Annotated in this window: 16 protein-coding genes; 2 read left to right on the top strand and 14 right to left on the bottom strand. The window is 54.4% G+C overall.

The genetic code is table 11. The features are described 5' to 3' along the window. Nucleotides 1-22: 22 nt before the first annotated feature. The 8 genes from addA to ACEW72_RS03165 all read right to left on the bottom strand — a co-directional run bounded on the left by addA (nt 23) and on the right by ACEW72_RS03165 (nt 13,013). Nucleotides 23-3,463, bottom strand: coding sequence for a double-strand break repair helicase AddA (gene addA / locus ACEW72_RS03200; RefSeq protein WP_373474937.1), 3,441 nt, complete (start codon nt 3,461-3,463; stop codon nt 23-25). Next, nucleotides 3,460-6,435: a double-strand break repair protein AddB gene (gene addB / locus ACEW72_RS03195; protein WP_373474936.1), complete on the bottom strand. Its 2,976-nt coding sequence runs from the start codon at nt 6,433-6,435 to the stop codon at nt 3,460-3,462. The genes addA and addB overlap by 4 nt, the downstream gene beginning before the upstream one ends. Further along, the gene (locus ACEW72_RS03190; protein WP_373474935.1) at nt 6,422-7,150 is read right to left on the bottom strand and encodes a nucleotidyltransferase family protein; all 729 of its coding nucleotides are present in this window, start codon (nt 7,148-7,150) and stop codon (nt 6,422-6,424) included. The genes addB and ACEW72_RS03190 overlap by 14 nt, the downstream gene beginning before the upstream one ends. Then, nucleotides 7,147-8,139 (bottom strand): aminoglycoside phosphotransferase family protein, encoded by a 993-nt coding sequence (locus ACEW72_RS03185; RefSeq protein ID WP_373474934.1) that lies wholly within the window; start codon nt 8,137-8,139, stop codon nt 7,147-7,149. The genes ACEW72_RS03190 and ACEW72_RS03185 overlap by 4 nt, the downstream gene beginning before the upstream one ends. Then, nucleotides 8,123-8,554, bottom strand: a complete 432-nt coding sequence (tsaE, locus tag ACEW72_RS03180; protein WP_373474933.1) for a tRNA (adenosine(37)-N6)-threonylcarbamoyltransferase complex ATPase subunit type 1 TsaE — start codon at nt 8,552-8,554, stop codon at nt 8,123-8,125. The genes ACEW72_RS03185 and tsaE overlap by 17 nt, the downstream gene beginning before the upstream one ends. Beyond that, nucleotides 8,551-10,911: a PAS-domain containing protein gene (locus tag ACEW72_RS03175; protein ID WP_373474932.1), complete on the bottom strand. Its 2,361-nt coding sequence runs from the start codon at nt 10,909-10,911 to the stop codon at nt 8,551-8,553. The genes tsaE and ACEW72_RS03175 overlap by 4 nt, the downstream gene beginning before the upstream one ends. Before the next feature lie 120 nt (nt 10,912-11,031). Continuing rightward, nucleotides 11,032-12,426, bottom strand: a complete 1,395-nt coding sequence (gene ahcY / locus ACEW72_RS03170; RefSeq protein ID WP_373474931.1) for an adenosylhomocysteinase — start codon at nt 12,424-12,426, stop codon at nt 11,032-11,034. A 98-nt stretch (nt 12,427-12,524) separates the two neighbouring features. Further along, nucleotides 12,525-13,013 (bottom strand): S-adenosyl-L-homocysteine hydrolase, encoded by a 489-nt coding sequence (locus ACEW72_RS03165; protein ID WP_373474930.1) that lies wholly within the window; start codon nt 13,011-13,013, stop codon nt 12,525-12,527. A 248-nt stretch (nt 13,014-13,261) separates the two neighbouring features. Between ACEW72_RS03165 and ACEW72_RS03160 the strand changes: the two genes are divergently transcribed. After that, nucleotides 13,262-13,741, top strand: a complete 480-nt coding sequence (locus ACEW72_RS03160) for a peroxiredoxin (protein WP_373474929.1) — start codon at nt 13,262-13,264, stop codon at nt 13,739-13,741. A gap of 108 nt (nt 13,742-13,849) precedes the next feature. After that, nucleotides 13,850-15,295 carry an AMP nucleosidase gene (locus ACEW72_RS03155; RefSeq protein WP_373474928.1) on the top strand — a complete coding sequence of 482 codons (1,446 nt, stop codon included), beginning with the start codon at nt 13,850-13,852 and terminating at the stop codon, nt 15,293-15,295. 26 nt (nt 15,296-15,321) lie between these two features. Here the strand turns inward: ACEW72_RS03155 and ACEW72_RS03150 are convergent, their stop codons facing one another. Genes ACEW72_RS03150 through ACEW72_RS03125 form a run of 6 tightly spaced genes read right to left on the bottom strand, consistent with a single transcriptional unit; the run spans nt 15,322 to nt 20,477 of the window. After that, nucleotides 15,322-17,154 (bottom strand): M2 family metallopeptidase, encoded by a 1,833-nt coding sequence (locus ACEW72_RS03150; RefSeq protein ID WP_373474927.1) that lies wholly within the window; start codon nt 17,152-17,154, stop codon nt 15,322-15,324. Between the two features lie 54 nt (nt 17,155-17,208). Continuing rightward, nucleotides 17,209-17,739: a hypothetical protein gene (locus tag ACEW72_RS03145; RefSeq protein ID WP_373474926.1), complete on the bottom strand. Its 531-nt coding sequence runs from the start codon at nt 17,737-17,739 to the stop codon at nt 17,209-17,211. Beyond that, nucleotides 17,736-18,296 (bottom strand): GNAT family N-acetyltransferase, encoded by a 561-nt coding sequence (locus ACEW72_RS03140; RefSeq protein WP_373474925.1) that lies wholly within the window; start codon nt 18,294-18,296, stop codon nt 17,736-17,738. Before ACEW72_RS03140 ends, ACEW72_RS03145 begins: the two co-directional genes overlap by 4 nt. Then, nucleotides 18,293-19,051 carry an alpha/beta fold hydrolase gene (locus ACEW72_RS03135; protein WP_373474924.1) on the bottom strand — a complete coding sequence of 253 codons (759 nt, stop codon included), beginning with the start codon at nt 19,049-19,051 and terminating at the stop codon, nt 18,293-18,295. Before ACEW72_RS03135 ends, ACEW72_RS03140 begins: the two co-directional genes overlap by 4 nt. Further along, entirely contained in the window at nt 19,048-19,698 is a 651-nt protein-coding gene (locus ACEW72_RS03130) for a 2-hydroxychromene-2-carboxylate isomerase (protein WP_373474923.1), read from the bottom strand. Before ACEW72_RS03130 ends, ACEW72_RS03135 begins: the two co-directional genes overlap by 4 nt. Further along, nucleotides 19,695-20,477 (bottom strand): arginine deiminase family protein, encoded by a 783-nt coding sequence (locus ACEW72_RS03125; RefSeq protein ID WP_373474922.1) that lies wholly within the window; start codon nt 20,475-20,477, stop codon nt 19,695-19,697. Before ACEW72_RS03125 ends, ACEW72_RS03130 begins: the two co-directional genes overlap by 4 nt. Nucleotides 20,478-20,479: the final 2 nt, after the last annotated feature.

Genomic DNA, 20,479 nt, shown 5'->3' with positions numbered 1-20,479 from the left:
CAGCGTGGCGATAGAATTGCTTTTATAGGGTGGAGGCTGGTTTGTGCGGCGCCAAAAGCGCATCGGGCAACATAATGAGACGCGGAGCATGGGTGTAAAGCAACGATGCCTCCACCACCCTGTCAGGGAAAATGGCTTCCAGCGCAGCAACATAATGTGCCATTTGCCGCAAATAGGGCGTGATAACGCCGGATTCATCGGCCGGAACCGACCGTCCGGTCTTGAAATCAACAAGACGCACCCGTTCAGGTTCGACGATCAACCGGTCAATACGACCCGTAATCACGGTTTCGCCGACCAATGCAGCCAATGGAACTTCGGCCTGCGCAGGTGGCTGGAAGAAACCAGCCCAATCAGGATTATGCACCACTGCCGCGACCGCCTGCAAAATCTGTTGTTTATCGATTTCCGGATCGCGCACGGTCATATCCAGCCACCGAGCGGCCGCAGCCAGCGATCCCTCGTCCGTGACCCTTTCGAACAGCGCATGCAATATCTTGCCACGCGTGGCAGCAGCCTGCATTGCGGGTGACGGCGGCGCATCGCCATATTCGTCATCTTCAAGCCGCGAAGGGACAAGAGGACGAGGCGGCCGGGTTTCCTGTGGCGCTTGGGCAAACAGCCATGCGGGTGAGTCCGCCGGCGTGTCACTAGCGCCGCTGACGACTGCGGTCCCGCTTTGTGGTGATGCGGCAATACCCTGTGCGCCTTTATGCCGCATGACCCGTCCCCAGCGAGCGTCATCTTCCCAATCGCAACCGAGTGCTCGCATCGCACCCTCCAGCATCAAGTACCAACTGTCGGCGGGTGCGACGCCCTTTTTCTGTCCACCCAGTGCGCCGCCCATGATCAGCCTTTCTTCCGCGCGGGTGACGGCGACGTAAAGCAGACGGCGATGCTCTTGCAATTCTCGACCTTCTTGCAATGTCATAAGATCGAGCAATTTCCCAGACTTCTCGGCGCTGCGGATGGGCAATAAGGGGACATTTCTCCCTTCGTCGATAAGCAGTTCGGATGTCTGTTCAGGCTTTTTTCTCGGATCATAAGTAGTGTCAGCCAGAATGACCACGGGCGCTTGCAGCCCTTTGGATCCGTGCACGGTCATCACCCGCACCTCGTTCGCGCCGCTTTCGCCCTCACGCTTGATGACATTCTCGCCTTTTTCGAACCAGTTCAGAAAGCTTTGCAAGCCCCCACCCTGTTGCTGTTGAAACAGCAAGGCAATGTTGAGCATTTCTTCAATTGGCACCAGCGCTTCGGTTCCCAAACGCTCGACAAATTTACGTCGAGCGGCGATCGGTCCGGACAGAATATCTTCCAGGAAATCATAGACGGTCACATAATCGGCCGCATCCAGCATCGCACGAAGAGGTTCAATCTCGAGGGCAATCGACGGCTGCTGGCGCAAACGCTGCCACAGGCTGATCCCTTTTTCTTCACGATAGCCATATTCCAAAAGCTGATCCTGCGTCCATCCGATGATGGGCGAGACCAGGATGCACGCAAGGCTGAGATTATCCTCCGGCTGCAACACGAAACGGATCGCGGCGAGCATATCCTGCACCGCGAGCGGTTGCGCCAGACGCAGACGGTCGACGCCCGCCACCGGCACGTTGCGCTTATGCAATTGCGCGACCAGCAAGGAAGCAATATCCCCGCGGCTACGCATCAGGAACATGATGTCTCCTGGTTCAAGATGCCGCTTCTGTGTCGAAAGCCAAGGTCGTTGATCAATCAACTCCTGAGCATAATCAGCCAGCTTGATCGCCAATTCCCGCTTCTGGTTGGGAACCCATTCTTCTTGCTCGTCCGGTCCCTCATCCACGTCTTCCTTGGGTGAAATAGGTGCAAGCAGTTCGACCAGCCCGACCTCGGACAGCATTTGGCTATAATGAACGGGCACCGGATCAGAGATTCCGAATTCCGTGCTGCCGACCGTCGAAATCAGGGCATTGACGAGATCAAGCACAGGCGTTGTCGATCGAAAGGATTGCGAAAGTGTCAAACGTGCCAGTTCGCCCCCTGCACCGGCAATATCGGCGGCAAATTGATGCCCCGCTTCCTCATAGCGTTTCGGGTTGGTTCCCTGAAATCCGTAGATCGCCTGTTTGAAATCCCCGACCGCAAAAATAGTCCGCTCTTTTTCGGCGCGCTGGCCCATACCGCTGAAAAAATCGGAGGCCAGTGCATTCACAATGTCCCATTGCGCCTTGTTTGTATCCTGCGCCTCATCGACCAAAATATGGTCGATTTGCCGGTCTAGCTTGAATCGGATCCATTGCGCCATTTCGCTACTGGTCAACAATTCTGCTGTCCGGCGGATCATGTCGTCAAAGTCGATGACGCCGCGTTCATGCTTGGCGCGGCTATAATAATAAGCAAGCCGTTTGCCGACCAACAGGGCGCTGGCAAGACGTTCGGCATATTCTGCGCGAACGAGATGGTCGGCAATGGACTTGGTCCAATCGTACAAATCTTGCGCCAAGTCACGATAGGCATCGTCTATCGGCGTGTGATTGGCTGACGACACCATTGGGCCATCGCTGGCGTTCGACCAGCAACGATGCAATGTCGGAAATGCTGCGGCTCTTTGCGGCGGAGTCATTGCCAGCCAGTCGTAAAGTGTTTGCGCCCTTTTCCCTCCGCGACTTTCGCTTTTGCCCTTGCCCCATGCGAGGTTTTGGTCTGCAATCCATTTAATATCTTCACGGCTGATATTCGGGTCCGCCAAAGCATGTTCAAGCATTTCCCCGGGCGAACCTTCAAAAGTCACCCCCGCCACATGACGCGCCCAGACTGCGGCACCCGAGCCTTCCGGTATAGCGGCCATCACATCGGGAACCGACGCACATTTCGCGAGGAATTTTTCCGCCGCGGCCTCACCCATGACAAGGCTCATATCTTGCAGGCTGCGAATTAGGTCCTGATCCCCCGTGGCCTCTGCAGCAATCACCATATTTGCCAATGCTTCGCGCAGCAGCAATTGCTGCTCGGCGCCTTCAACCGGTTTGAAGCCGGGAACAAGACCAGCTTCTTCGGGAAAGCTGCCCAACAAGGACTGGCAAAAGCTGTGGATCGTCAAAATCTGCAGTCCACCATGCGGGGCATCAAGCACTTTGGCGAATAGCTTGCTGGCCCGCTGGCGATAATCCGGTATGGATTTGGCCCCGATTGCCTCTAGATCGGCAAAAAGTAGCTTGTCATCAAGCTGCACCCACGAGGCAAGCCGCTGGTTGATGCGCTCCGCCATTTCGGCGGCACCAGCTTTGGTGAAGGTAATACACAGCAAATTTTCGGGCTCGACGCCGTCGACCAACAATAACCGAAGCACGCGCGCGGTCAGCACCTGCGTTTTGCCAGTTCCCGCCGATGCGCTGAGCCAGATATTATCCTCGGGCTGCACCGCGGCGAGCTGCGCTGGGATCAGCGCGTGGAGCGGCTTGTGCTTTTCGGATTCGGTCACGCCTGCGATGCCTCCGAAATGGACTGACGTCCGTCCCATTCCTGCATCCGCATGAGCTGGTCATAATCGGCGTAATTGGAAAATTCAGGATGCAATTTTGCGATGAAAGGCGCGGTGCCCAAAATCCAGAGCTGAAGCGCCTCTTCCGCCTGACCCGCAATGAAGCTGACAAAATCCTCGGCAGCTTTTCGCTTGTCATTGGCTTTTGTGGCCGTGGCATGGGCAATAAATCCGAAACCGCCCCGTTTCGTGTCTTTCGAGAGGCTCCAATATTCAAAGCCCCGCGCAGTTCCGTGGACATTCTCTATTGCCCCGCGTTCAGCCATCAACCCAATCAGGCCGAGCTGTAGGGCAAACCCTGCGTTGATCTGTTTCGGCTTGGGTGGGCCACCGTTTTTATAATCCATGATGATTAGGTCGCCATCCGCCGAAGCATCAATCCGGTCGGCCCTGCCGGTGATACGCAGACCCAGCAACTCGAACGTGCCCTCCTTCTCCGCGATCAGAAGTTGCCGCCCTTCCTCTACGCGCAACCGCTGTGTTTCCTCGGCGATCCAGAGCAGTCCTTGTGCAACCCGTGGTTGCCAAAGCGTCCTCAGGATCGGATCGAGCGCCCCATTGGTTAGCAAGGCATCCGCCCGCTTTATCAGGCCATCTGGATCGCATCCATCCTGCCAAAACCATTTTTCCAAAATATCATGTACCAAAATACCGCGCCATTTATGGTCGGGCTCGGCATCAACGGGGTCCATGGGACGCAATCTCAACACGCGCTTGGCGTAGAAAGAATAGGGATCGGACTTGAGCTGGTCGAAATCGGTAACCGACAATTTCACCCGCCGCTGCGCCGGCGATGGCATCGGCTTGGGCCGGGGTGCGAAGTCGACTTTTTCCGTCGGCGCATCGAGCAGCGCGACGAGTTGCGGGGTGACAGTGTCAACCTCCAATTGCGCGCCCAAAAATGCCTTCATCCGCAGCAAGAAGCGAGACGCCACGGTAGGTCCGCTCCGGTCACGCCGCGCCCGGGTCAGCACTACCTGCTTGCCCCCCAACGCAGCAGCCAAATCGTGCGCCGACAGGCCAATATTGCGATCCAGCGTTGCCAGCCCCAATTGACGCCGGATAGCAGGGGCAAGCCAGGGATCAGGCTGGGCAATTTGCGGCCAGGTCATTTCGTTGAGTCCCGCACAAATCACGAGATCGGCCTGCTGCAAACGCGCCTCAAGCAGACCATAGATTGCGACGCGCGGGTGCCCGCCATAGGGAGGTCGCACCACCAACCCTGCGAGCAATTCGCGCAAAATCGCGGGCAAAGCGCTACGGTCGTCCAGCTTAACAGCTGACAGATTACATTCCGCGAGTTCAGACAAGGCACGCGCTAATTCCCGCCCGGCGGTTCCTTTCCAGATCTGGCCACCGGTCAACCGGTCTGCTACCTGTTTCAAAGCTTCAAGCGCCGCGGCCAAACCGTCCTTGAACCCATCCTCCAATTTCTGGAGTTCATTGGTATAGTCCGCCCACCATGTATTGAGCGTCTCATCTTTTAAGTCGGCAATCCGGTCCGCAAATGCATGAATGTCAACGCCGGCTGCTGGCCCACGCACCGCTGCATCAAACTGACGCGTCCGGTCCAACCACAAGAGGCGGTCCTGTCCCATATGGACCAGCGGATGTTTCGCCACTTCCAGGATGTCGGTTGCCGTAAAACGATGGGCAACCGTTTGGGCGAGTGCCAGAAATAATGCTCCTTCAGGCGCTTGAAGCAGCGGTTTACCCGCACTGTCGTCCACCATTATGCCCCAGCGCCGCAATTGCGAAGCTACGCGCATGGCGATTTCGCGATCGGGCGTAATGATGGCCGTCCGCTGTCCCGGTTGCTCCAGCCTTTGCCGGACAAGAACCGCAATCATCTTGGCCTCTTTCGCGCTATCGTCGGTTTCAATCAGTTGCACATGGCGCAATTTCTTCCGCCCGTGCGGCAAGTCACGCCAATGGGTGCTTTGCGTAGGCAAACAGAAAATATCGGTCAGCGCAAGCCCGACATCCGACGCATTGCTTCCGGGAATAGGGGCAACCTCATCGCGTCGGACACCCATGCGGTCGAGCAGTAGACGCAGGTGAAATTGCGGATGTACTTCGAAGTTACGGGGCGGTTGCGGTGTGCTGTCTTCCCGTATTTGGGGACGGAGCGCGTCCCACTCGGAATCGGGCATGTGCATATCCAGACCGGGCAAAACGACCGATCCGTGCGCCAACCGGGCAATCCTGCGCAAAAGATTCGCAACAGCAACGGCGGATGTAGTAATCCCGGCGGCAATCATCGGCACGTGCGGCGGATAGTCGCGCAGACGCTGCTCCATCCTGCCTAGCAGGATATTACGCCGCTCAGCCGGACCTAGGAGCTTTTCCTGCTCTAGTGCCGCGCGATAGGCAGGGATAATCTGCGCGATCTGGCCATAGGCCTTTTGCCAATGGTCCTGCAATTCGCTCGCATCTTCAGGGGCGCCGAGGCGGTGAAAATCGACCTGTTCAATTTCCAGCTCGTCGATCATTTCCGCCAGTTTGCGCGCAAGGCGTAGAGATTCTGCTGAAGAAACAGCCTTGTCCTTTGGCCGGTTCTTCATCACCAATTCAGCCAATAGCAGAACTCGTTTTGTTGGATTGATAACGGGCCAAACGATACCTTCGTCTGTCATCGGGTCCAAAATCGGTCCAAGCGCTTCGTCCAACGCAAGGTCGCCAATGGCGACCATCTTAGGCAACAACAGTCCCGGTGAAACCCGCCGCACAAAAGCTTCAGTCATCGCCTTTATCGCACGGTTGTTCGGCAATAACAAAGTAGTACGGGTGATCGCCAGCGGATCGTCACCGCATTGCGCAATTATATAACTCACCGTCGTGTCGCAAAAATCCGAGCCTAAAGGAACCGTGAAGACACGTGTACCCCTATGCGCGGGTTCAACGCTGTGCATGGTTCATCAATTTCGCTTCGGTTGCCGTGATCGCGTCTGGATATCCGACATCGAACCAAAGACCACGATGCACGAGACCATAGCAACGCCCTTTGGATATCGCACGATCCCAAAAGACATTGGTCGAAAATACATCGGACGGCGGATCGATGATAAGGGCCTTCGACAGTATTTGAATTCCCGTCCACACATAGGCTGCCTGTTGACCGGGTTTCCTGCGAGACAATCGGCCATCGCCATCCAAATCAAAGTCGCCCTGCCCCTGCGTATTGTTTGCTTCGGCATAGGGAATGAGCAGCATGAGGACGTCCATGGCTTCGCCATTCCACGCCGACATAAGGCGGGTGAAGGCGTTTTCCTCATCATTTGTCCACCAATTGTCGGCATTCACGCATATGAAAGGGTCGCCCGAAATCAGCGGCAGTGCCCGAATCAACCCGCCCCCGGTATCCAGCAACAGATCGCGCTCATCTGAAAGGGCCACCTGAAAATCGGCGGCATGGGCGGCCATATGGTCTTCGACCTGAGACGCACGATAATGGGCGTTGATCACGATCCGGCCGACACCAGCGTCACGAAGATGGTCCAGCACATGATCCAGCAACGCCGTGCCAGCCACCTCGATCAAAGGCTTCGGTCGATCCGCAGTCAATGGCATCATCCGCGTGCCCTTGCCGGCGGCCATAATCATGGCGGTGTTTACTTTTCGGATCATTCCGTACCCAGCGTATTCGGCGCGATTTTCCGGATATCTTTCGGGATATAGGTGTCGAACCAGTTTTTGAGTGCCGCGAGTTGCGGGTGGTTCAAATCGCGCTCGAGTAATGCCCACATTCGGGGAAGGAAATCCAGATAGCGCAACTTTCCGTCGCGTTTCCATAACCGGGTGAATATGCCGATAATCTTGGTATTCCGCTGTGCACCAATCAGGGCGTAGTGATGCCCGAAATCATAATCTGGTTCAGCCCGCGTGATGTAATAATCCAGCATTTCGGTTTCCAGTTCTGCCGATACGTGCCGTCGCGCATCCTGAAGCAATGACACCAAATCATAGGCAGGATGTCCGATCAGCGCGTCCTGAAAATCGATCAAGCCTTGCGTACCATCGTCCAGAAGCATGATATTTTCCGCATGATAATCACGCAAGACAGTAACAACCTGCGTGCCTGCGACTGGCGCCAGCGCATCGTTCCACATCCGGTCGAATTCCGATTGATCGAAGTCGATCTGCATCGCGGGCAGATACCATTCGGTCAGCAAACGGACTTCGCGTAGATAGGAAGCTTCATCATAAGGCGGCAAATCGGCACATTCGGTGTGCGCCAGGTTGATGAGAGTATCGATAGCCTGCATATAAATCCGAGCTTCATCGGCAGGTTGAGCGTCCAGATGCTCTCGCATCCTTCGGTCTCCGAAATCTTCAATCAACACAAATCCACGATCCAAATTCTTGGAGAAGATTTTTGGCGCGCGAAATCCGTGGCCAGTCAGATACTCAGCCACGTCAATAAAGGGGCCCGGGTTTTCATGCGGCGGAGGAGCATCCATCAACATGGCATTGCCATTTGCGGAATCGGAAACCCGAAAATATCGCCGGAAAGACGCATCGCTAGGCAACGGCTGAACGATCGATCGCTCCCAGCCGGATTGTTGCAGAAAATCGTCCAAACCAGATGGCAAATTAAGTTCAGTTTGTGGCTTCATTCTCGTCCATTTTCATTTTCACTTCGCGGGTTCCATCCGCTTGTGGTTCTATTGATATGCTGATTGTCGGCAATGTATAATCGGCACCCGCCCGTTCAGCCCATTCCACCAACGTTATCCGGCCGCTGCGTTCTTCGGCAAGGCCGATCTCTTCAAGCTCCGCGACATCATCAAGACGATACAAATCCGCGTGCGCCACCGCAATAGAGACCTCGGGTGGATCATATTGATGGACGATCGCATAAGACGGACTCGCAACTTCGCCGGAAAAACCCAGTCCTTGAAGAATGCCGGAGCACAACACGGTTTTGCCCGCGCCCAAAGGGCCGTTGATCGACACCCAGTCACCGTCGCGCAATTGCTTTGCCAACTGTCGCCCAAAGGCCCGCAATTCATCTTCGGATTTGAAATTCATCGACCGGGTATAGTCATTATGATCGTTAAACCTTCGCCAGGTTTGGACTCCATATTGAACGTGCCTTGATGCGTCTCGATTAATTGCTTGGCGAGCGGCAGCCCAAGTCCTTGCAAAATCGAGTCATCCGCAGACTGCGATGATTTTCGGCTGTCACCCGAAAGCATCTGTTGGTCTTCGGCGCTCATTCCCGGCCCGTTGTCCGAAACAATAATTTCAAGCAAATCGGGACTATTCCGGACAAATAACAAAACCTCTCCATCTGGCTCATGATAGCGGATGGCATTATCAAGTATTTGACTGACCGCCTGACCAATGCGTTTGGGATCGAGAAAAAATGTTCCCTTTGCTTCATCCAACCGCAACTGTAGCGCCACACCGCGCTCCTTTGCAAAGACTGCCTTTGCATCAGCCACGTCCGCAAACAATTTTTTAACATCGACATTTTCACGGGCAATTGGCATCGCCCCGGCTTCGCTCTGGCTATAGTCCAGAACAGTATTTATCTGTTCCGACAGACGTTCCGCCGACGACAAAATTGCCTCTACATACTCCGTAGCTTGAGTGTTCAATGGCCCAGCAACGCCGGCTTTTAACAGATCTGCAAAACCGCTAATCGACGTCAGCGGAGTTCGGAATTCATAGCTCATGTTCGCAAGGAATCTGGCCTTGATCCCATCGGCCTCTTGCAACGCTGCATTGCGGTCGCGCAACGCTTGTTCGATCTTTAGACCATCCGACATATCCAACATCGTGAACAAGGCATTGCCATCCGGCAGCGGAATTGTCGCGATCTGGAATATGCGTTCATCGGCAAATGCTGCCTTGCTGCGGCGTTGTTCACGATTGGCGGTTGTCATTCGAACAAGCTCGCCGATTATCGAAATCTGTGACGGCTTTTTCAGATGCTTTGCCATGAGCGGAAGAATTTCGTCCAGTCGTGGATGTTTGATCAATAGATCGTCCGGCAAGCCCCAGGTTTCCGCGAAGAGCCGGTTCCAAATACTAATCCGTCCGTCGGCTGCAAATACCGCAATTGCCTCGAATAGATTATCGAATGTCGCTGTTCTTACCCGCAACAAAATGTCGCGCGCGCTCGCCAATTGGGCCTGTTCCGTCCGATCCTCAAATATCAAAAGCAGGCCGCCGTCGGGAACCGGTTGCGCCAACACCCGCAAATGGGTTCCATCGGGTAACAGCCAATTCTCTTCACTCGGTTCCGGATTGCGAAACCAGCTCTCCCTCTCACCGCGCCATGCCGGAAAGTCGCGCACTTCGGGTAGCTTGCCATTTTCACGCATTCGATCGAGGACGCGAGCAAACTCAGGTTTCTCGGTCAGCCATTGGTCGCGAAACGCGAACACGCGCTGAAAGGGCAAATTGGCAAAACTTAACGTGTAATCCGATCCGAATTGGACGACCCCGGCAGACATCATATTCAGCAAATGGCGTTGTGCATCGGACAGTTGCCGAAATTCGTTACGGGCGGTGGTTAAATCCTGAATATCAATGGCCAGACCCGCAACCCCTGCCTGACCGGCTTCGCCCAAAGGAACATCGAACACGCGCAATTGCCGCCGTTCCTCACCCAGCGTCGCCGACACGATGCGTTCAATTTTCTCGCCCTTTTCCATTGCTTCTCTGGCAAAAGCAGCCGCGCTTTTCCCATTCTCGGCCTCCAGCAACTCGATCCCGTCTTGCACGACCTGAAGCCCATCAGAAGCTCCGACAGCCTCAACATACGCGACGTTTACGAAGTTGAGCGACATGTCAGGGCTACGATGCCACATAGGCAAAGGTGCGGATTCGATAAGTCCGGCCAACGCTGTAAAGGCTGCTCTTGCCTTTTCCGACTCGTCCGTTCGTGCCTCAAGTTGGCGCAGGCTTTCTGTAGAATCAAAAAACCACAGAAGCGCCGCACCATTCGGGTAAATCACGGTGTCTGCAATAGCGCCAACTACCAACAGTCTCCGTTGCGAGCCTGCGATAGGAAGCGGTAATGTAAAGTCTTTTCCGGTCCGCTGAGTTTCACGCACCTTCTCTTCAAGCAGCGCCAGATCCTTGCTGCTTAACCCGCCATCGATATGTCCCCCAAGGTCAGTCAGTGTGGCGGCAGGTTTGGATAATCCCATCAATCTCGAAAAACGGTCCGCGGCCTCGATCCGTCCGTCGCCTTTTACAACAACCGGGAATGCTGGCGCGGTCTCCAGTAACCGGGCCAAACGCGATGTCTGGCGCAGCATTTTTTGCGACTGCCGCCGCATAGACAGGCCAATCCAAACGGCGACAGTCGCTCCAACGAGCCAAAGCGCCATCAATATGCCTATCAGTGCAATTGGCAGGCCCTCGCCCGTCATTTGTCCATCATCCTTCGCGTTTTCATTTATTTGCTAATGCCTGAAAGGGTGCGCGGCGCAACAAAAAACCCGCCACGTTTCCGCAGCGGGTCTTTTCGAACCGCAAAAATTTGTATGCGATCAATAGCGATAGTGGTCCGGCTTGAACGGCCCTTCAGTCGAAACACCGATATAACTGGCCTGTTTTGGCGTCAGCTTGGAGAGCTTCACACCCAATTTTTCGAGATGGAGCATAGCCACCTTTTCATCGAGATGTTTAGGCAGAACATAAACTTCGTTTTTGTAGTTGGCCCCGTTCGTCCATAGTTCGATCTGCGCCAGTACCTGATTGGTAAAACTTGACGACATCACAAAGCTGGGATGACCGGTCGCGCAACCCAGATTCACCAGTCGCCCCTTGGCCAATATAATGATCTGCTTGCCATCAGGGAATTCAACGAGATCAGTCCCCGGCTTCACTTCGTTCCAGTTGTAATTGGACAAGGCCGAAATCTGGATTTCGCTGTCGAAATGGCCGATGTTGCACACAATGCTCATCGGCTTCATGTTCATCATATGCTCGGCGGTTATAACGTCCGCATTTCCGGTCGCGGTGCAAAAAATATCGGCCCGGGTTACAGCTTCTTCCATCGTGACGACTTCAAAGCCTTCCATCGCGGCCTGAAGCGCGCAGATCGGGTCGACTTCGGTAACCATCACACGCGCGCCACCATTACGCAACGACTGGGCCGAACCCTTGCCCACATCGCCGAACCCGGCAACGCACGCAACCTTGCCGGCCAGCATCACATCGGTCGCGCGGCGGATTGCGTCGACGAGCGATTCCTTGCAACCATATAGATTGTCAAATTTCGACTTGGTCACGCTGTCATTGACGTTGATTGCGGGGAAAGGCAGCTCGCCCTTCTTTGCAATTTCGTAAAGGCGATGGACACCGGTGGTGGTTTCTTCCGAAACCCCCTTCAAGTTACGGACGGTTTCGGTCAGATAGCCGGGCTTTGCCGCGACAAAAGCCTTCAAAGCGCGCTGGAATTCGACTTCTTCTTCATTTTCCGGCTCGCCAAAGCTTTCGCCGCGCTCCAGCTTCGCACCCCAAAGCGCGAACATGGTCGCATCGCCGCCATCGTCCAGAATGATATTCGCGGTTGTGTCATCGCCCCAATCGAAAATGCGGCCGACATAGTCCCAATAATCAGAAAGGCTTTCACCTTTGATAGCGAAAACGGGTATCTCACGCGCAGCAATTGCTGCGGCGGCATGATCCTGCGTCGAAAATATATTGCAGGTTGCCCATCTTACATCGGCGCCCAAATCCACAAGTGTTTCAATCAACACTGCGGTTTGGATCGTCATATGCAGCGAACCTACGATGCGTGCGCCCCTCAACGGTTTCGACGCACCAAACTCTTCACGCAAAGCCATAAGGCCAGGCATTTCAGTTTCGGCGATGTTGATTTCTTTACGGCCAAAATCGGCCTCGCCGATATCGGCAATGACATAATCGTTGAAAGCCACAGGCTTGTTCTCCGGGAGGGTGTAGAATAGCCCCGCCCATAGCCCTGGCCTTCAACGAAATCAAATATAAAGATTACTTTATATGAATATCACTACCTTCAGGGGCGCTTGGCGATGCGTACCGGACAGGCCGGGCCTGACCAGGATTGCCCTGTTATAACAATGTCCGCAGCTGCGGCCATCGTCACGACCCCATGAGACTCGGACGACAATTTCGACGCCAAATCCTTCAATTGTTTGCAATCCATGTTTTTATGGCCGTTGCCATAGCTGTTGGCGTAACCGATCGACATCCGGTCAAGTGCGCCTTCTGCCCCTCTGGCCCCATAAGTCTGCGCCAAATGCCCTTTCAGAGCCGTATTTTGGGATCCGATAAGACTGTTATGTTTTACAACGAACCGATTATAATGCGGCAGGAAATTGTCCGGCGTATTCCGGCAGCGCAGCGCAGTTACCATCAACATGGTATTCAAATGCTTGATTTTGGCGGCATCCTGAGCTGCATTTGTCCAACACGCTTGAGCAGGCTGGGAACATATTGCCATACCAACCGCGAACACGACGGAACATTTTTTCGATTTCATCATTTGCCCTACCCCTTGCTTGTTCAACTCGGGAATAATTGACAATTCTGATTACTGTTTTTTCAACGGGTGCGGTTAAGGCGAATTAATCTTACATATGATTGAAACTACCGCATCTTATGTTTTGGAAATGTCGGACCTCCTGCAAATTTGACGGAGCCCGCGTTCACAAAGCAAAAGACCCGACTTGACTCGGTGTCAGTCGTCTCGGATTACAAGTACAAACACCCCCCCTTTGAAAGGTAACAGTTATGAGCATTTCAGTTGGAGACAAAATTCCTGACGTAAAGCTGGTCAAGGCCACAGCAGAAGGTCCGCAACCGGTTCAGTCCGCCGATTTTTTTGCGGGGCGTCGGGTCGCACTTTTCTCGGTGCCAGGTGCATTCACCCCGACTTGTTCCGCAAAGCACTTACCAGGCTTCGTTGAAAAGGCAGATGATCTTGCAGCCAAAGGAATCGATGAAATCGCCTGCACCGCGGTCAATGATGCTTTTGTGTTAGGCGCATGGAACAAGGCAGGTGGCTCGGACGCGATCACCATGCTGGCCGACGGAAACGGAGATTTTGCAGCGGCGTTGGGACTGGAAATGGACGGCACCGCTTTCGGCATGGGCAAGCGTGGCCAGCGTTTCTCACTCGTCGTCAATGACGGTGTGGTTGAACAGGTAAATGTCGAAGCACCTGGCGATTTCAACGTGAGTTCCGCCGATCATATGCTGGGTCAACTTTGATCTCCGGTAAGCATTATAACCATCAAAGCGTTTAGGTTTGAGCGATCTAGGGAGGGGCAACTCTCCCTTTTTTGTTGCGAAATTTTCAAAGTTCGCCGACAGATAGATATGCCCAGCACAGAATCTAATGACATAATATCACAGCTTGTTTCAGAATATGATGCATCTGTAAAACGCCTTCAATCGTCGCTTTCGCGTTACCTTAAAGATGGAACCGTACCTACAGAAGGCGAACGGCTTGGCCGCGATTTTTGCTATCCGGAACTGATTATCAAATATAGCGGTAAGGAACGGGATGCGGTTTCAAACCTTGCGTTTGGCAAATTGGAAAAAGTCGGAACATATCGAACGAGCTTTACCAAGCCGGAAATGTTTGCCGATTATGTCGGCGAACAACTCGACCTTCTCACCGAACAATATGAAGTTGAAATTTCTGTTGGCCGCAGCAGTCAGGAAATTCCGTTCCCTTATGTTTTGGATGGTTCGGCAGACCTTGAATTGGGATCAACCAGCCCAAGCGAATTGGCGCGATATTTTCCGACGACCGAACTGGCCGACATTGGCGATGAAATTGCCGACGGTCTGCTTCGGATAAAGGGCAATGACAATTCGCCGCTTGCGTTGTTCGATGCCCTGCGAACCGATTTTTCGTTGGCACGGCTGCGCCATTATACGGGCGCCCCTGCCGAGCATGTCCAAAATTACATCCTGTTCACCAACTATCACCGATATGTGGACGAATTTGTAAGCTGGGCTTGCACTCAAGTCGGCAACGGTCGCTACACAGCTTTGTCTGGCGCAGGCGGCCTGTTTGTGGATCAACCAACGGACAATGCCGCCCAGTTGGTCGCGGATAGCACGTGGCGGCGGCACCAGATGCCGGCCTATCACTTGATGGCACCGGACCGGACCGGCGTTACCTTGGTCAATATCGGTGTAGGGCCGTCGAACGCCAAGACCATATGCGACCATTTGGCTGTGATGCGACCCGAGGCATGGCTGATGATCGGCCATTGCGGCGGCTTGCGCGAAACGCAACGGATCGGGGATTATGTTCTGGCACATGCGTATTTGCGTGATGACCATATTCTCGACGAAGTATTGCCACCTGAAATTCCCATCCCGCCAATTGCTGAGGTGCAGCAGGCACTTGCGGCTGCGGCTGAACGGGTTTCGGGCACAAGCGGCGCGAACCTGAAGCGGCGGATGCGGACAGGCACCGTGGTGACAACCGACGACCGCAATTGGGAACTACGCTATTCGGCATCAGCCTTGCGTTTTTCCCAAAGCCGCGCGATTGCCATCGATATGGAATCGGCGACTATCGCGGCGCAAGGCTACCGGTTCCGCGTTCCTTATGGAACGTTGCTGTGTGTGTCGGACAAACCGTTGCATGGTGAAATCAAATTACCGGGGCAAGCCAACCGCTTTTACGAAGAAGCGATTGCAGCGCATTTGCAGATCGGTATCCAGACATGCGAGTTTTTGCGCGATGCTGGTAACAGTCTGCACAGCCGAAAACTTCGGGCCTTTAACGAACCACCATTCCGCTAATTTTCAAGGCAACGACGGGGTGGCCGTCACCACCCTTTTTTCGCGCCCTTGTTTTGTGTCTTCAGCCATTTCATCAGTGGTGCGAAATATTCGATCATCGCTTTACCTGACATTTCACGACTGCCGGTAAATGCTTCCAATGCGTCAGGCCAAGGTTTCGACGCGCCCATTTCCAACATTGCATTCAAACGGGTACCCACATCTTTGTTGCCATAAAAGGAACAACGATGCAGCGGGCCTTTCCAGCCAGCTGTATCACAGGCGGCCTTATAAAATTGGAATTGCAAAATCCGCGCAAGGAAATAGCGCGTGTAAGGCGTGTTACCGGGGACATGATATTTGGCCCCTGCATCAAAAGCAATTGCGGGCCGCTCAACCGGCGGCATTATACCTTGATATTGCGTCCGCAATTTGGTCCAGGCCGTGTTGTAATCAGCAGGCTTAATATCCCCTGCAAACACGCCCCAACGCCATTTGTCGACGATTACACTAAAGGGCAGGAACGCGACTTTGTCCATTGCCTGACGCAAGAGTAAGCCGTTGTCCTTGTCTGCATTCGGCACTTTGCCTGCATCCAACAAGCCAATCTGAACCAGATAATCGGGTGTGATCGACAACGCGATGGCATCGCCTATCGCTTCATGAAAACCGTCATTGGCACCGTTAAGATGCAGATAGCTCTGCTTGTTATACGCGCGCTGATAATAATTATGGCCCAGTTCATGATGCACCGTAACGAAATCATTCGAATTGATCTTGATGCACATTTTGATCCGCAAATCATCGACATTGTCGATATCCCAAGCAGAAGCGTGGCACACCACTTCACGATCGGCCGGCTTCAGGAATTGAGAGCGCGCATAGAAACTTGCAGGCAACGGCGCAAAACCTAGCGACGAGAAAAACCCTTCGCCAATCTTGACCATGCCAACTTCATCTATTTTCTTGGCCTTGAGCAGATCGCCGATATCATAGCCGATATCCCCCGACCCCGCAGGTGCGACAACGTCATAAATGTCGCCCCATTCTTGCGCCCACATATTGCCGAGCAAATCGGCCCGGATTGGCCCGGTATTGCCTTGCACAGCTTCGCCATATTTCTTGTTCAATTGCGTGCGAACATAAGTGTGAAGTTCGTCGTAAAGCGGCTTCACCTCTAGCCACAGCTTATCCGTTAGCTTGGCAAAATCGTCCGCAGGCATATCATAACCAGACCGCCACATCGCGCCCAGATCGGCAAAGCCCAGTTCATTTGCACCTTTATTGGCAATTCCAGCCATGCGGGTATAGTCATCCTTCATCGGCGTGCCGACATTATCATGCCAACTGACCCACATTTCCTTCAATTCTTCGGGGTTCCGGTTGGTCCCCATTTCGGCCTCGATATCCGAGCCGTTGATCGGCTGACCCTTTAACGTTCCCTTACCCTTGCCATAAGCCGAATTCAGCTTGGTTGCGATTTCCGCAAGCTCTTTCGCCGCGCCCGGTGTCGTTGGCGCAGGCAGGACCAAGCCACCGCGCAGAATATCAAGTTTGCGCCTGGTTGTTGCCGAAAGCCCGGCGACATTCTGATATTTTGCAGCCTCAAGTGCATATTGGACCGCTTTTTCCGTTCCGATTTCTCCATATTTCGCCGCCAGCGCATCGGTATCATCGGTGATATAGGTGCTATTGATCCATGCTACCCGTCCACCTTCAACGGAAAAATCGAACAGGTCTTTTTCGGCACGCGCCAGAAAAGCTTCAGCGTCGGCTACCGAGGGAGCCGCACTGACCGCCGCGGCGTCCAGGGTTGCGGCAACCGATGGAGTTGAAAAAGTTGCAACCGCAAGTGCGACCAGCGAAACTAGATTTTTCATATGAATTTCCCAGCAAATAATATGACGGAATGTTGGAACTTTCTTACCCAGCCGTCAAGCGGCACGCTTTGCCCTTTGTCGAAGGAATAACGCCACTAGCAGACCAAAGAACGTCACGAGAAATGCCGAAGATTTGAACGGCTGCGCGGTTGCCGCAATATAGGCAAGACTATCGTTACCCTTAAACGTCATCGCTTGCACAAATTGGCAGATTGTTTCGACATAGTCGGCCGCCCCCACGACAACCGCAGCGCCAACTATGACCCAGCCCAGACGACGCAGCGGAGCCCAAGCGGACTGGGCAAACAAGCGACCTCCGCAAAAAGCCCCAAAGGAATAGATGCCGATATAGACAAGGTCGAGGGCGATGCCGAAGCGGGCCAGATTCATGACGCCTGCCGCTTGCCATGCGGCTTGAATGGCATCGACACGAAGCGCGCTGCCGGCGGATTGATGGTCCCTGATGCCCCAAGGAGAAACCGCATTGGAAAACCATGGATTCATCGCGAACATCGCCGCCAGGATCAGCAATCCACCTAGCCAGAAACGCCAGAAACGTCGTTCCAACTTGCTCTCCCGCATCATATATCCTCCAGTGCCAATGCCCCTGCCCGCGCATCTTCGACTGTCAGATGATACATCACATAGTCTTGGCTTTGTCCCTGATATTCGCGCACATAGCTCCGCACGAACTTTCCGCCAAGACGTTCGACTGCAGTGCGGGAACGCAGATTATGCGCGCCGATTTGAAACACCACCGTCTTCACATACGCAAAAATATGCCTGAGCATCAGGGCCTTGGTTTCGCGATTAAAGCCGCCGCGCCAGTGGCTGCATGCGAAGAACGTCCAGCCTATTTCAATTTCGCTTGCCTGCGCGTCATAATTGGCAAAGCGGCTGCTGCCGATTATTGCATTGCTTGCCCGGTCGAAAATGGCAAAGGCCCCTTTTGATGCAATCGCTTCTTCGAAAAATCCTTCAAAGACGTCGCGTCTATATCGATCCGGATAAGGATGCATGGCCCAGATGTCAGGATCTGACGCAACCGCGTACAGTGCCTCAAAATCCAAATGGGCAAGCGGACGCAATTCAACTTTTTCACCAACAAGCGTCGGCTGGATATCAAATGGCGGCACGCTCACCACGCGACCTGCGTCATCGCGGTTATCATCGCGTCCCCTAGTTCGGGTTTAACGACCGCGCTCATATGATTGCCGGGTACCTCGAACAGCTTACCGCGCGGGAGAAGTTTCGCAAGGTCGGCGGCGTACCCGTTTTCTTGATCCTCAACCCCGCAAATGACCGCTACGGGCAAATCAAATGCCCGCAACTGTGCCTCGTCGGTGTCGACGAATGTATCCAGTATATGGCGCAACGCCAATGGGTCACCGCCCGTGGTCTTCAAGAATGCTTCGGCCATAAATGCCGGAGACCCGCGTTCATGTTGACCCAGATTGTCCAGAACATATTTGAAATGGCCGCTGCGATTGCCGGTCTTTGTCAATCCGTCGAGCCCCATGCCCGAAATGATCGCCCGCCCCGGCTTCGCGCCGCGTGCCAGCATCCGGGCCACGGTCCGTCCACCGAGAGAATAGCCGCCCAAGTCGTAATCCGTGATACCCAGATGATCCAGCAGGGCAAATTGGTCATCAGCCAAAATGTCCTTGGGATAAAGTGCCGCATCGTGCGGCTTTCCGCTCAGCCCATGGGCACGTAGATCGGGCATGATGACGCGGTAACCAGCGTCGGCGAGCTTTGCCGCATGACCATATTTGATCCAGTTCGTTTCGGCTTGGGAAAAATAGCCATGGATCAGGATAAGCGGTCGACCCGTGCCGATTTCCCTCCAGACGATTTGAATGTCGTCGGCTGTCTCGAAAATATATGTGGCAGTCATGGCCGCTTGATCAAGCCCTTCTGCTGCATCCGCCAGACTGCCATGGCTATTCGGTCTTGCCCGAAAAAGGGCTCACCATCGAACACCAATGTCGGAACACCCCAATGGCCGGCGGCTTCGAGCGCGCTTTGGTTGGCCGCAATTTCTGCGTCTAACGCCTCGGCATCGCTTAAGGCCTCTGCATCCAGTTCAGCGAGATCCAGTCCGGCGCGTGTTGCCGCACCCGCCAGATGATCTCCTTCATGCCAGTTCTCCGCACCGCCCCAGATCAATCGGGACACCTCGTCGCAAAAGGCAAGGCTTGCCCCCCGCCTGGCCGCAGCCTGCCCCAACCGTGTAAGGCGGAATATATAAGGCTGCTCCTCCGCAATTTGGCGAGTCATGACATTCTGCACGATGGGGTCCGGGCGCGGCGGACCAAAAGGAATGCCGTGAAATTGCGCCACCCGGAACATGTCGGTAAAGGTGTAGCGCAGCCAATTGGGATGGCTGCGTTCGAAAAAGGTCGGCTCGCGTATTGCCAGTGGATAGACAGGACGCAAATTGACGGTCAGATCATATTCCTCGGTCAACGCGCGATAGCGCCGCGTGGCGAGATAGCTATATGGGCTGCGGAATGACCAGAAAAGGTCTGCGGTCAACGTCATATTTTCTCTCTCCAGCGCAAGGACATGCAGGATAAGCCGGCATCAATGCGGCCGATCTGTTCGACGTTCAAGCTGATCGTCGGGATGCCAAAGGATTCCACAATGGCGCGGCTTTTGTGAAAGTCAGCGCCCATCAAAATGCTGTCCCGGATGCGCAGCTTGTTTGCCGCCTTTTCTTCTCCAGCCGGAACCTCGACGACCCGCATACCGGCAAAAGCAGGTGAATTCACCATGGGTGCGAGGGCAAATACCGTCTCTTCGTCAATCAGGCTGCACCCTGTTTTGAAGTGTAAAATGCCGGGCGGCGTTTCGGCAATCTCGCCCTTTTTGCCCAAACGGGCCAGCAGCGAAATCAGCTCTTCTGCCCCTGCACGGTCGGTGCGGTTGGATAGGCCGATCAGCACGCGGTCGCGAAGAACCAAGATGTCCCCGCCATCTGCATGGCCGGGGCCTTGCATCCGCAGCACGGTTTCAAAACGGTCTTCCAGCACGGGCGCAAGTAAGGCCGATTCCCCTGCCCGGCTTGGCGCTGCCAAGTTAAGCGCAATTGCCGCTTCACCAAAGACCAACGCGGGATCTTCCACAAAAATGGAATCCGGAAACTCTTGCGATGCCGGAAGCTGCATCACATGCAGCCCAAGCCCCTCAAGCGCCTGCACATAGGCCTCATGTTCGGCGCGCAGCGCATCAAAATCGGGATCCGGCCCATCCTCTGCCCGTAACCCCGCCACGACAGACGCGGCAGGGCTTCGGACGATGGCATGGCTATAATCAAACATGC

It is taken from the genome of Sphingorhabdus sp. (assembly GCF_041737645.1).
GTDB lineage: Bacteria > Pseudomonadota > Alphaproteobacteria > Sphingomonadales > Sphingomonadaceae > Sphingorhabdus_B.
The sequence above is the reverse complement of the archived record's forward strand: the minus strand, read 5'-3'. Positions and strand labels throughout refer to the sequence as shown.

Excerpts from the sequence above, each read along its gene's own strand:
- ACEW72_RS03190 (WP_373474935.1), bottom strand. The coding sequence starts at position 7,150 with ATGATCCGAAAAGTAAACACCGCCATGATTATGGCCGCCGGCAAGGGC.
- tsaE (WP_373474933.1), bottom strand. The coding sequence starts at position 8,554 with ATGAATTTCAAATCCGAAGATGAATTGCGGGCCTTTGGGCGACAGTTG.
- ACEW72_RS03125 (WP_373474922.1), bottom strand. The coding sequence starts at position 20,477 with ATGTTTGATTATAGCCATGCCATCGTCCGAAGCCCTGCCGCGTCTGTC.
- ACEW72_RS03145 (WP_373474926.1), bottom strand. The coding sequence starts at position 17,739 with ATGATGCGGGAGAGCAAGTTGGAACGACGTTTCTGGCGTTTCTGGCTA.
- ACEW72_RS03165 (WP_373474930.1), bottom strand. The coding sequence starts at position 13,013 with ATGATGAAATCGAAAAAATGTTCCGTCGTGTTCGCGGTTGGTATGGCA.
- ACEW72_RS03130 (WP_373474923.1), bottom strand. The coding sequence starts at position 19,698 with ATGACGTTGACCGCAGACCTTTTCTGGTCATTCCGCAGCCCATATAGC.
- ACEW72_RS03160 (WP_373474929.1), top strand. The coding sequence starts at position 13,262 with ATGAGCATTTCAGTTGGAGACAAAATTCCTGACGTAAAGCTGGTCAAG.
- ACEW72_RS03150 (WP_373474927.1), bottom strand. The coding sequence starts at position 17,154 with ATGAAAAATCTAGTTTCGCTGGTCGCACTTGCGGTTGCAACTTTTTCA.
- ACEW72_RS03135 (WP_373474924.1), bottom strand. The coding sequence starts at position 19,051 with ATGACTGCCACATATATTTTCGAGACAGCCGACGACATTCAAATCGTC.
- ACEW72_RS03175 (WP_373474932.1), bottom strand. The coding sequence starts at position 10,911 with ATGACGGGCGAGGGCCTGCCAATTGCACTGATAGGCATATTGATGGCG.
- ACEW72_RS03155 (WP_373474928.1), top strand. The coding sequence starts at position 13,850 with ATGCCCAGCACAGAATCTAATGACATAATATCACAGCTTGTTTCAGAA.
- ACEW72_RS03185 (WP_373474934.1), bottom strand. The coding sequence starts at position 8,139 with ATGAAGCCACAAACTGAACTTAATTTGCCATCTGGTTTGGACGATTTT.
- addB (WP_373474936.1), bottom strand. The coding sequence starts at position 6,435 with ATGCACAGCGTTGAACCCGCGCATAGGGGTACACGTGTCTTCACGGTT.